The 12,949-nt window shown below is 37.8% G+C and carries 9 protein-coding genes; 3 read left to right on the top strand and 6 right to left on the bottom strand.

The genetic code is table 11. The features are described from left to right. Positions 1–18: 18 nt before the first annotated feature. Complete coding sequence (locus IEV35_RS02180) at positions 19–1,854, bottom strand: cation:proton antiporter (RefSeq protein ID WP_188383056.1); 1,836 nt, start codon at positions 1,852–1,854, stop codon at positions 19–21. Between the two features lie 289 nt (positions 1,855–2,143). Here IEV35_RS02180 and recQ point away from each other — a divergent pair, with 289 nt between their 5' ends. After that, positions 2,144–4,291, top strand: a complete 2,148-nt coding sequence (gene recQ / locus IEV35_RS02175; RefSeq protein WP_188383055.1) for a DNA helicase RecQ — start codon at positions 2,144–2,146, stop codon at positions 4,289–4,291. A gap of 52 nt (positions 4,292–4,343) precedes the next feature. On the opposite strand, the gene IEV35_RS02170 is transcribed toward recQ, so the two are convergent. Beyond that, positions 4,344–5,588 carry an aminopeptidase gene (locus tag IEV35_RS02170; protein WP_188383054.1) on the bottom strand — a complete coding sequence of 415 codons (1,245 nt, stop codon included), beginning with the start codon at positions 5,586–5,588 and terminating at the stop codon, positions 4,344–4,346. Positions 5,589–5,776: 188 nt separating this feature from the next. Here IEV35_RS02170 and IEV35_RS02165 point away from each other — a divergent pair, with 188 nt between their 5' ends. Continuing rightward, positions 5,777–6,097, top strand: a complete 321-nt coding sequence (locus tag IEV35_RS02165) for a winged helix-turn-helix transcriptional regulator (protein ID WP_188383053.1) — start codon at positions 5,777–5,779, stop codon at positions 6,095–6,097. Positions 6,098–6,268: 171 nt separating this feature from the next. Here IEV35_RS02165 and hutG read toward each other — a convergent pair whose 3' ends face one another. The 4 genes from hutG to hutH are packed head-to-tail and all read right to left on the bottom strand — an operon-like array spanning position 6,269 to position 11,675. Next, positions 6,269–7,249: a formimidoylglutamase gene (gene hutG, locus IEV35_RS02160; RefSeq protein WP_188383052.1), complete on the bottom strand. Its 981-nt coding sequence runs from the start codon at positions 7,247–7,249 to the stop codon at positions 6,269–6,271. After that, positions 7,246–8,454 carry an imidazolonepropionase gene (hutI, locus tag IEV35_RS02155; RefSeq protein ID WP_229740623.1) on the bottom strand — a complete coding sequence of 403 codons (1,209 nt, stop codon included), beginning with the start codon at positions 8,452–8,454 and terminating at the stop codon, positions 7,246–7,248. The genes hutG and hutI overlap by 4 nt, the downstream gene beginning before the upstream one ends. A 46-nt stretch (positions 8,455–8,500) precedes the next feature. Further along, positions 8,501–10,156 carry a urocanate hydratase gene (gene hutU / locus IEV35_RS02150; protein ID WP_188383050.1) on the bottom strand — a complete coding sequence of 552 codons (1,656 nt, stop codon included), beginning with the start codon at positions 10,154–10,156 and terminating at the stop codon, positions 8,501–8,503. Then, entirely contained in the window at positions 10,149–11,675 is a 1,527-nt protein-coding gene (gene hutH, locus IEV35_RS02145) for a histidine ammonia-lyase (protein ID WP_188383049.1), read from the bottom strand. The genes hutU and hutH overlap by 8 nt, the downstream gene beginning before the upstream one ends. Before the next feature lie 261 nt (positions 11,676–11,936). Between hutH and IEV35_RS02140 the strand changes: the two genes are divergently transcribed. Next, positions 11,937–12,947: a hypothetical protein gene (locus IEV35_RS02140; RefSeq protein WP_188383048.1), complete on the top strand. Its 1,011-nt coding sequence runs from the start codon at positions 11,937–11,939 to the stop codon at positions 12,945–12,947. Positions 12,948–12,949: the final 2 nt, after the last annotated feature.

The raw sequence follows: 12,949 nt of genomic DNA, 5'->3' as shown, positions 1-12,949 counted from the left end.
GACTCGTAGAAAACTTTTCTATTCCAAATCGCCATTTCCTAATCTAGCTTGAATTTTTGCTTTTTCCTTATTTCTTGGCATAAGGCTAACGATAACATCTCCTGTACTTGGTACCGTACGCATTTCTTCTGAGTAAAATTTAATTTGCCCAGTTGGTTTAACAAGGTATAGAAAAACTGTTTCATCGTCTTTTTCAGCTAAATATTGTTTATACGAATATTGTTCGGTGATTGTTGTTCGGCGGAATACAAATCCTTTTTGGACTTTCTCCTCTAAATCCTCTAAGGTTACTTCTTTCTTAAATAAGATTCGGCCACCGACTTTTGATACAATTTCTCCCGTTCGATACACTTTATCGTATGGACTAATTTTAAATACATTTGTTCGTCCATACTCTGGCATAAATGTTGTACATACTAACGAGTTATATGATTTACTTGCCGTTGCAGCAACTAAATATTCATATGGTATCGTATCTAAATGATATTCTGTTTGTTCGGAAAGTAGTTCTTCATGATAAAAAGGAACTCCCGCTTCACGAGCAACTTTTAATCTCTCCCAAGAACTATCAACAATAATAACCGGTACATTTTCTTTCGTTAATGATTTTGCAAGTTCTACCGTGAAAATATTACTTCCCACAATTAATGTACCAGGGCGACCTTCCATAGAAAGATTCAGCTTTTTAGCTAACCAACCAATAGAAAAACCATGTGCTAATACGGTAAAGAATACAAGCCCAAACGTTAATGTCGTTAGAATTTCTGCATCATAGCCAGCATCTAGAAGGATCGTTGCAAAGTAACTTGATACCGTTAGGGCAACAATACCTCTTGGAGCAATCCAGCCGACTAATAATTTCTCATTAAACGTTAACCCAGTTCCAAATGTCGATAGAAAAATAGACAGTGGACGTACTAAGAACATCATGAGTAATACATAGCCGATAATATTAGGACTAAAAATTTCTAAAATAGTTTCAAGTTGTAATGACGCAGTTAACATGATGAAAATAGCAGAAATTAATAGTATGGATATATTCTCTTTGAAATGACGCATGTCAGCAACTGAAGAAATTCCCATATTCGCTAACGTAATACCCATTGCCGTTACAGATAATAACCCTGTTTCATGCATAATTTCATCTGCTACTGTAAAACAGAGAATAACTACTGTAAATACTGCTGGTGATTTAAGAAACTCTGGGATATGTCCTCGTTCAAACACAAATCCAATCCCACGTCCACATACCCATCCGAAAATCCCTGCAAAAATCGAAGCAGCGAAGAACATTGCTAGAGCTGTACCATCTGGATCATTAGCAGTTAAATAAGCGATAATTTCAAAAGCAAATACAGCAAGTAATGCTCCTATTGGGTCAACAATAATTCCTTCCCATTTTAATATCTTAGCAGGTCTCGGCTTTAATTTTGATTGACGTAGCAATGGCATGATTACCGTTGGACCAGTTACAATGAATAATCCTCCAATAACAAAGGCAACTGGCCAATCCAAACCTGCAATATAATGTGCGGTTAATGAACCTAGGATCCAAGCAATAAAGGCCCCTAAAGTGGAGATTCGAAAAATTGGTTTTCCAACTCCACGTAATTCTTTAAAACTTAAATTTAAACTTCCTTCAAATAGTATAATTGCAACTGCAACAGAAATAATCGGACTATAAAGACTTCCAAAATCTTCTTCTGGATTGATTAAGCCGAAGATCGGACCAACAAGTAATCCAGTAACAGCCATGACAACAATCGCTGGCATACGATAACGCCAGGCAACCCATTGTGAGCCAATACCTAAAAAGAAGATTAGCATTACTTCAAATAATAAAGATGGTACCATTACATGCCCCCTAAATAAAAAATATAAGGTCATTCTATAATTCAAATAGAAAAAAGTAAACTATAATCGCCTTAATATTTTAATACGAAATTGTAACAAAACTGTTTTTACAGATAGTATCTTCATTTCATTAAAAATTAATTTTTACCTATAAAACAATGGCAGAACATTAATTTATATTAGTAAAATACTGCAAAATATTACATTAGTTTACTATTAAAATGACTTTTTACAAACTCGTTTACGGCCTAATTTTATGGTAGGATAACTAAGTAGAGGAGGGTAAGGTATGATTCTCGAGCAAGAGCATATTTTAAAAACCTATTTCGGTTACGAATCGTTTCGACCTGGCCAACAGGAAGTGATTGAACGAGTTACCGATACGATAAATACGTTAGCTGTTATGCCGACAGGTGGCGGTAAGTCCATTTGTTATCAAGTTCCAGGACTTATCTTAGATGGGACTGCTATTATCATCTCCCCATTAATTTCACTAATGAAAGACCAAGTCGATTCTCTCCTTGCATTAGGAATTCCCGCAACGTTTATTAATAGTTCCTTATCAACAGAAGAACAAGAGAACCGCATGACCGATATTTCACGCGGCCGCTATAAATTTGTTTATGTTGCACCGGAAAGATTTGAATCCTATGGGTTTATCCAAGTCATGAGACGACTGCGAATTTCTTTAGTAGCCTTTGATGAGGCTCATTGTATTTCTCAGTGGGGACATGATTTTAGACCGAGCTATCGTTCTATCGTTCCAAACTTGAAACAAATTGGTAGTATTCCGGTTGTTATGGCGCTTACTGCTACGGCTACAGAAGAAGTTATTTCAGATATCCAAGAACTATTACATATAGAGAATGAAAATGTGATTAATACTGGTTTTGCCAGAGATAATTTATCATTCCATATTGTTAAAGGTAGAGATCGTTCTAGTTATATTCGAGCGTTTTTGGAAGAACATCCAAATGAATCCGGAATTATTTATACAGCAACTCGGAAACAGGCCGATGCATTATATGATCAGCTCAACAATCGAGGCATCAATGTTGCTAAATATCATGCCGGTATGTCCGAACAAGCACGTAAAGAATCACAGGCAGCTTTTATTCATGACACCGTTTCTGTCATGATAGCAACAAATGCATTTGGAATGGGGATTGACAAATCAAACGTCCGCTACGTCATTCATTATGCTATGCCAATGAATATTGAATCGTACTACCAAGAAGCAGGACGAGCAGGTCGTGATGGAGAAATGAGTGATTGTATTTTGCTATTCTCCCCACAAGATATTCAATTACAAAAGTTTTTGATCGAACGATCTCTAATGGATGAACAAGCAAAACAAAATGAATATCGAAAACTACAAGCAATGGTGAACTATTGCCATACACAAGGGTGTTTAAGTCATTATATTTTAGATTATTTTAAGGACAATCTCCCTACTCAGCCTTGTGGTCGTTGTAGCAACTGTGTGGAAAAAGGTGAAAAAACGGATATCACAGAAGAAGCACAAATGATTTTATCTTGTGTTAAACGTATGGGTGAACGATTCGGTGTTAGTATGACTGCCAAAGTACTAAAAGGATCTAAAGATAAAAAGCTAATGGAATTTAGGCTACAATCACTATCTACGTATGGATTACTATCTGCGTATACAGAGAAGGAAATAACAGAAAAAATACATTTCCTTGTTGCTGAACAGCTCTTAGCTACAGAAGAAGGACAATTTCCTACTTTGAAATTGAATCAAAACTCCGTCGATGTGTTAAAAGGAAAACGAACAGTAACAATGTATACGACATCTATTCCAACTAGTGATGAAGAAGATTACCATAAAGATTTATTTGAAACATTACGAGCACTACGTAAGGAAATGGCTGATGAATTAAAATTACCTCCATATGTCTTATTCACGGATGCAACTTTAAAAGAGCTTAGTAGATATTTCCCCGTTACTAAGGAAGATATGCTTGAAATTAAAGGTATTGGGGAAAGAAAATTTGATCAATATGGTGAAGCCTTCTTAGAGGTAATTAAAAAGTGGCGAGACGAGCATCCTGAAGCAAAGACTAGAGTAAGAATATCTGGTAGCAGTACTAGTGTAACACCTAAGAAGAAAGAGGCAGAAGAAGGCCCTAGCCATCTCGTTAGTTATAAATTATTTCAATCTGGAAAAACGATTAAAGATATCGCAGCTATTCGCGATATAAAGCCCTTGACGATAGAAAATCACTTATTTAAAGCATTTCAAGATGGCTATCCGATTGAATGGAGTATATTCTTTAATGAAGATGAGGAAGCAAAGATATTGGCGGCTAGAGAACAGTTAGAGGAACCAAGGCTGAAACCATTGAAAGAAGCATTGCCTGAGGAGTATGATTATACAAAGATTAAGGCGGTTTTAGTGAAAAACGGATTACTATAGAGAGAACCTCCGCTTTGGATTAGATCAAAGCGGAGGTTCTCTTCAAATTATCTTATTTATTTTTAATATCTAATGCCCATGTACCATTGCGGAATACAGGTTCAGTAGTACCGTCAGCTCTTACACCATCAATGTCTAGTTTTTCTGAACCAAACATAAAGTCAACATGTGTTAAACTATCATTCACACCATGCTTGTCTAACTCTTCTTCTGTCATGCTTGAACCGTCTTTAATATTCGTCGGATATGCTTTACCTAAAGCAACATGACAAGATGCATTTTCATCAAATAATGTGTTGTAGAATAATAAACCAGATTGAGAAACTGGTGATTCATGTGGTACTAATGCAATTTCCCCTAAGCGACTTGCACCTTCATCTGTTTCTAGTAGATGTTTTAATGTATCTTCACCTTGTTCTGCTTTAAAATCAACTACTTTTCCTTCTTTGAATGTTAATGTAAAGTTATCAATTAAGCTACCACCATAGTTTAATGGTTTCGTACTGGAGACTGTTCCATTAACTCCATATTTATGTGGCATACAGAAAACTTCTTCAGTCGGCATGTTTGGATTAAATACGATTCCTTTTTCAGAAACAGCCGATCCACCTTTCCAAATATGTCCTTCTGGAAGTTCCATCTCTAATTCTGTTCCAGGTGCTGTAAAGATTAATTTCTTGTAATTTCTTTCGTTTAAAATTTCACGAGCAGTTTTTAATGTTTCATTATGCTCATCCCAAGCTTTAATTGGGTCTTCTTGGTCTACACGAACTATTTTAATAATTGCTTCCCATAGACTTGCAATTGCATCTTCACGTGACTTATCAGGGAAGATTTTTTGTGCCCAATCCCCTGTTGGGATAGAGATGATAGACCAAGTAATTTTATCATTCATTGTATACTTACGGAAATTAGTCATTGCTTGTGCTGCTGCTTTATTTGCTTTAGCCACTTTCGTTGGATCAATATCTTTCAGTAAGTCTGGATTTGTGGAACGAATGGAAAGAACTGCAGCTCCATCTTCTGCATACATATCATGTAGCTTTACACGCCATTCTGGAAATGTTTCGATTACTTCGTCTGGAGCATATTGATATTTCCAAAGTGTTAAATCGTCATCTCCCCAGTTGATATGTACATCTTTTGCACCTAGCTCGTACGCTTTTTTAGCAACGATTTTCGTGAAGTCTGCTCCCTCAAGAGAAGAATTTATCATTAATGCTTGCCCTTTTTGCAAATTAACTCCTGTACGAAGGGCTAATTCTGCATATTTTTCTTGAATTTGTTGAGATACCATTTTGAAACCTCCAAATAATAAATTATTTCGTATACCGTTATTATTTCATAATTCAACAAAATATCCAACTACAAACGTGTAAAATTGTTTGAAATTTTTTGGTTATTTTACTTTCTAAGCCTATCTATGGTACAATTTATGTAGTTACTTTTTGTAAGTAAGTGAAAACAATTGATGAGGTGGATCGTATGAGTGAATTATGTCCACGTTTTGAAAAAGCGATGCAAATTATTAGCAAACGCTGGGTTGGTTTAATTTTATTTGAATTACTTGATGGCCCTAAGCGCTTTTCTGAAATGGAATCTAATTTACCAGTTAGTGGACGACTGCTTTCGGATCGTCTAAAAATGCTAGAACAAGAAGGTATCGTTAATCGTAATATATATTCTGAGTTTCCTGTTCGGATTGAATATTCATTATCGAAGAAAGGGGAATCCCTACGTCCGGTAATTGAGGATATTCAGAAATGGGCAGATGATTGGGTTACGCCTGAGGAAGTTGAAGGCTGAATAAAAGATTTGCCTAATAATTAATATGTGCGCATCTGACCCGCTACGGAAATAAACTCCGCTTTCCGCGGGCGGCTGGTGAGCCTCCTCGTGCTGGCGCACTGTGGGGTCTCACCTATGCCTTGCTTCCCGCAGGAGTCTCCGTTTATTTCCGTAGCTCATATAGCTAAATTAGTTTATTCCTTCTTTAACAGCCCATCTTTTCTCCAAATCCTTTCCCTTCATAAATGCTAATAATACATTAGCTGCTACTCTGCTTGTCATGTTCCGAAAGTCGATTGTTGGGTCAATTTCTACGATGTCCATGGCGGTAACTTTTTCAAATTGAGCTGCGTAGGTAATACCTTGTAATAATGTCATACTATCCATTCCACCTGGTCCGATAGCTGGACAACCTGGAGCGAATGCTTGGTCAAGGACATCCATATCAACCGACAGATAGATGTGGTCTACTCGCTTAGATAGCTTCTCAATCTCATCCTTCAAGATCAATCGAATTCCTTGTGTTTGAATATCCTCCATCGTGTATACGATAACCCCTTTTTCTGTTGCATATTCATGATATGCCAATGCATTTGTAAAATCTCGGATACCGATTTGGACAAGGTTATGTCCATCCAATATTTCCTCTTCTAATAACCGGCGAAATGGCGTACCATTTGTGGGTCCACCATCCTCTATGTTACGTAAATCATGATGGGCATCCAATTGAATGACACCTACAGAAGAATATGTTTTATGGAATGCTTTAATAGCAGAATAGCTTACCGAATGATCACCTCCTAGTAAAAACCAGTTTTTTACTGTATTGGTTTGGAAAATATCCTTTAATCCTTCATACAGCCTCATCTGACTTTGGACAATATCAGTCGGATGCATGTCAAAATCACCAAAATCAATTATATCGTCTTTTAAAACTAACTTTTGTTCACCAGAATAGACGGTATAACTTTGTAATGCATCTCGGATTGTTCCTGGAGCGAAGGCTGCTCCAGAGTGGCTAATGGATGGTTTAGATAATGGCAGTCCAACTAAGCCATATGCTCCTTCCTCACTATCCTTCCATTCTTTCAAAAGTTCTTTCGCTTTTTTTGTATAACGATCTTGAAAGATTGCTTTTCCAGCAGGTTTTAAATAACGGATGTCCTTCATCGTATCTCCTGCCTTTCATAAATGACTTTTCCATTCTTAATAACTGTATTCGCGTGATTTACCCCGTAGTGATAAGGAATATATAAATAATTAGGTGCATCCCAAATGACGATATCTGCCTTTCTTCCTTCTGCAATAGTTCCCGCTTCGTCTCCTCTTCCAATTGCATAAGCTGCATTCACGGTAACAGCATGCCAAATTTCTTCTGGAGAAAGTTTTAACTTTAGGGCAGCAATAGACATAATTAATTGCAAGTTTTCCGTAACTGAACTGCCTGGATTAAAATCGGTTGATATCGCAAGCGCACACCCAGCGTCAATCATTTCCCTTGCTCGACCATAATCGTCTTTTCCAAGGTAAAAACTCGTCCCTGGTAGGATGACACCAATTGTTTCAGAGTTTGCTAGTTTTTCAATTCCTTCATCTGTTGCTACTGCTAGATGATCCCCACTAATTGCTCCTACTTCTACCGCAAGCTCTGTCCCACCTAACGGATCGATTTCATCAGCGTGAATCTTGAGGCCAAATCCTTTTTCTTTCGCCTTTAATAAGTATCGTCTTGATTGTTCTACAGTGAATACACCGGTTTCCGTAAAAATATCCACGAATTCTGCTAAGTTTTCTCGTTTTATCTCATCAAATAGCTCACACATCTCTTCTAAAAATGCTTCTGGGTCATCCTTGTAATGGGCTGGAATTGCATGTGCTCCTAAAAACGTAGATACAATATCTAGTGGATGTTTTTTAGCGGCTTCCTGCACTACTTTTAATTGCTTCAGCTCTGTATCCTTCTCTAATCCATAGCCACTCTTTGCCTCTACCGTTGTAATACCATGCATGGCCATTCGGTCAAGGTGAAATAATGCTTTTTCTAACAGTTCTTCGTAGGTTGCATGTTGGGTTGCGCGAACAGTAGAAAGAATACCTCCGCCTTGTTTAAGTATTTCTAAGTACGGTACCCCTTGTTGTTTTAAAGCAAGCTCCTTTTCTCGTGACCCACCAAAAACAAGATGGGTATGGGCCTCTACTAACCCTGGAGTTACTAATCTACCTTTCGCATTAATAATTTGAGATGACGAGAGACTAGTAGATTCTTCAGACTTCCCAATCCAAACAACCTTACCTCCCTGTATCCCAATGGCCATATCCGTCTGTACAGGTAGTTCCGCCATTTGCTTCCCTTTTACTGGCCCTTCTTTATCCATCGTTAATAATTCGCCTATATTTGTAATCAATATATCTACTTCCACGTCACTTCCTCCTCATCGGAATTGTAATATTATGTTCATCTGCAAACTCATTTGCTTTCTCGTATCCTGCATCTGCATGGCGAATAATCCCCATACCTGGGTCTGTTGTTAGCACTCTCTCCAGCCTTTCCTTGGCTAAATCTGTACCATCCGCTACAACCACCATTCCTGCGTGAAGAGAGTAGCCCATTCCGACTCCACCACCGTGATGGAAGGAAATCCATGACCCACCTGCTGCAGTGTTAATTAATGCATTTAATACAGCCCAATCTCCAACAGCATCACTGCCATCTTTCATCCCTTCTGTTTCTCGATTCGGCGAAGCAACAGAACCACAATCTAAATGATCTCTTCCAATCACAATTGGAGCCTTTAGTTCTCCAGTACGGACGAGTTCATTAATAGCAAGCCCCATCTTTTTCCGTTCCCCATAGCCTAACCAACAAATTCGTGATGGTAAGCCCTGAAACTCGACTTGTTCCTGCGCCATATCGATCCAACGAATTAATGCCTCATTTTCTGGGAAAAGTTCTTTAATTAGTTGATCCGTTCTATAAATATCTTCTGGATCACCAGATAATGCTGCCCAGCGGAAAGGACCCTTTCCTTCACAAAATAATGGGCGAATATACGCTGGAACAAAGCCCGGAAAATTAAATGCATTCATTATCCCTTCATCCAGAGCAACTTGTCGAATATTATTTCCATAGTCGAAAACAATCGAACCTTGCTCCTGGTACGTTAACATCGCATCGACATGCTTTGCCATACTCTGCTTAGCTAGTTTCACATATTTATTAGGATCACGTTCTCTCAAAAGTGCCGCTTCTTCTAGTGTATAGCCTAGAGGAATATACCCATTTAATGGATCATGTGCTGAAGTCTGGTCCGTCACGATATCTATCGTAATATTTTTGTCGAGTAGTTCGTGGTGGACTTCTGAAGCATTCCCGATTAAGGCAATAGATAAAGCCTTCCCATCTCTCTTAGCTTCATTAGCTAAAGAAACTGCCTCATCTATATTTGTCGTCTTTACATCACAATATTTTGTTTTCAGCCGTTTCTCTGCTCTTTTCTCATCTACTTCTACTACGATAGCAACCCCTTCATTCATCGTTACTGCGAGAGGTTGTGCTCCTCCCATTCCACCTAAACCAGCCGTTAACGTTATTGTCCCCTTTAAAGACCCACCAAAGTGTTTTTTAGCTAGAGCAGAAAATGTTTCATATGTCCCTTGTAAAATCCCTTGTGTTCCAATATAAATCCAACTCCCAGCAGTCATTTGTCCATACATCATAAGTCCTTTTTTATCTAATTCATGAAAATGCTCCCAGTTCGCCCATTTAGGTACAAGTACGGAATTAGATAATAAAACACGCGGGGCATGACGATGTGTTTTAAAAACACCGACTGGTTTTCCAGACTGAATTAACATTGTCTCATCATTTTCCAGCTGTCGTAACGTATCTACAATTGCTTGGAATGCTTCCCAATTTCTCGCCGCTTTGCCGATTCCACCATAAACAACTAATTCATCTGGGTTTTCGGCTACATCAGGATCTAAATTATTGTAAAGCATTCGTAATGCCGCTTCTTGCTCCCATCCTTTGCACTCCAAATCTAACCCTTTTTTTGCCCTTACAACTATCTTATTCATACACTTTCACCTCTCCTTTTGAATTTGTAACATCACTTTCCTCTGATTCTTTTAGCCATTTCGTTAATCTCTCGATATCATTAGAAAAAATTCGATCTTTCGTTATACTAGGAACAATTCGTCTTGCCTTGTTGTAATAGTCTCTTGTCATGGAAGAAAGTTTATCTATGCCTCGATATTGAACAGCTTGCATAGCACAAATTAGTTCAATTGCGATCACTCTTCTTGTATTTTGTAGCATCATTAATGCGTGCCGAGCTGCAATTGTTCCCATACTGACATGGTCTTCTTGATTAGCAGATGACGGAATGGAATCCACACTAGCAGGATGTGCTAACGTCTTATTTTCAGAAACGAGCGATGCGGCACTGTATTGCATAATCATTGCACCTGATTCAAGGCCAGGATTCGGACTTAAAAATGCTGGTAAATCATTTAACTGTGGATTGACAAGCCGTTCAATTCTTCTTTCTGCCATATTAGCCAATTCAGCAATGCCTAGCTTAATAAAATCCATCGCAAACGCAATCGGTTGCCCATGAAAATTCCCTCCTGAGATAACTTGGTTTCTCGCTGAGAAAACTAATGGATTATCCGTAACCGCATTGATTTCGACTGTTAGTTTTTCTTTTGCATAATGAAGCGTCTGCCAACATGCTCCAAGTACTTGTGGAATACAGCGTAAGGAATAGGCGTCTTGGACACGAAGTTCACCTTGAGTTGTCGTCAGTTTACTATCTACTAGCATCAAGCGTATTCTACTTGCAACAGCAATCTGCTCTTCGTGTCCTCTCACGTCATGCAACTCTTCATCAAATGCATCAACAATCCCATTTAATCCTTCAAACGTCATCGCAGCTGTCAATTCACTCTGATACATCAATTTCTCCATCTCCAAATACGTTATAACCCCTGTAGCCGTCATTGCTTGAGTTCCATTAATTAATGCAAGACCTTCCTTCGCCTTCAAAGTGATTGGCACCATTCCTTTTTTCTGAAAAGCAATACTCGTTACTAGCCGCCTGCCATCTAAGAAAACTTCTCCTTCCCCAAGTAATACTAAAGCCAAATGGGAAAGTGGTGCTAAGTCGCCACTTGCTCCGAGGGAACCTTGCTGTGGGATAACAGGACAAATCCTTTCATTCACTAATTCAAGTAAAAATTCTACTAATATTGAACGTACTCCTGAATAGCCTTGTGCCAGTGCATTGGCCCGCAATAACACCATGGTGAGACTTATATTTTCATCAAACGGTTCTCCTACACCACATGCATGAGAATGAATCAGATTCAATTGGAGATCATCTATATCTTTTTCATCTATAATGACATCACTAAACTTCCCGAACCCTGTGTTTATGCCATACATGACTTTTTTCGAATCAATCATCTTCTTAAGAGCACTTCGATTCTCCGTAATTTTTATCTTCTGTTTGTCACACAACTTCACTTTCTCCCGCTGAAATACAACACGTTTTATATCATCTAATGTTAAGTCCTTCCCCGTTATGACAACCATTCTCCCACTCCTTTGTTGTATCACTGTAATGGAGTAAAGCAAGACATTAAAAAAGAGGCTTGGATTGATCCATAGCCCCTACAATATTTGTATTTATTTTTATATGCACATGACCGTTTCTCATGACCATACTCCATTATTTAAATTTTCCTACAATTATTATTGTAAGCGTTTTCTTGTGAGGTTTCAATAGGAATAAAGAAATAAAAGTGACCATTCGACTTTGGGCTTCGTCTCAATATTAGGAGGGGGAATTTAATTATGTTACGTCGTAAGATAACTTCCATTATAGTAGGCAGTATAATTGGGTTAATGCTGTTGGTATTAATGTCTGCACAAATTAAGATGAATTTACCCGAATTAATAAGTTATATCTTTCAACTGCTTCCATTTGCTTTTCCTTTTATTGTTCTCTATGGAGGGACCGTTACATTATTATCGGATTATATTGCCAAACGTTATGATGGACATAAAAGATTATTAACTGCCTTTCTCATTCATCTCGGATTTGGGCTCTTATTTGGAATCATCGTACCAAGCAACATCGATGTTTCCATCCTAGGTCTACATCTTGATATGTTTTTAATTGCCGCAACACTGGTAGCTATTTCAATTTGGGGGATTGATGAATTAATTCGATTAAAAGAATTTAACAATCGTTTTACTCTTTTTACAACAGGTCTCATTTTATTTATCATAACCATTCCGTTTACTGTATTTGTGACTTTAGAAGAGATAAAAGAGAAGGAATTTATAGAACGATATACCATTTCAAGAGGACAACAGTTTTCCGGTATAGAAATAGTTGAGGAAATTCAAGAAAACCAAACAGCAAAAATAGACCATTGGAAGAATCAAATTATGATTGGTGACATTACTGTTCTACTAAAAGATAATATGCTCGTACAACTTGAGGATTCCCCTATTCGCATAGATTGGGAAGGGATTGATCGCTATTATGGGCAGTTATCCATTTTTCGAATAACGGATTATAATGATAAAAGTGAGAAGTTTATTGTTATGATGATGTCTTCAGAAGATGATTTATCTTACACGTACTATGAAATAAATGAAACTGGTGAAGTAAAAGAAGATGCATTTCATTATGAGGATAGAAGTCATTACGAAACTTTCTTACTAAATAATAGTTCACTTGCAATAAGTTATACGAACTATTATGGAGAAGGATATCATACCCCAGCATTTCCTGTCAGTACTTTCATTAGTGTCATTTTAATTGGGATGAATTGGCCGAGACGGAGAGTTCGTTAAGT

This window comes from Ornithinibacillus halotolerans (genome assembly GCF_014637405.1).
Classification (GTDB): Bacteria; Bacillota; Bacilli; order Bacillales; family Amphibacillaceae; genus Ornithinibacillus; species Ornithinibacillus halotolerans.
Note: the sequence above shows the minus strand (reverse complement) of the source record. Positions and strands in the feature narration are given on the sequence as shown.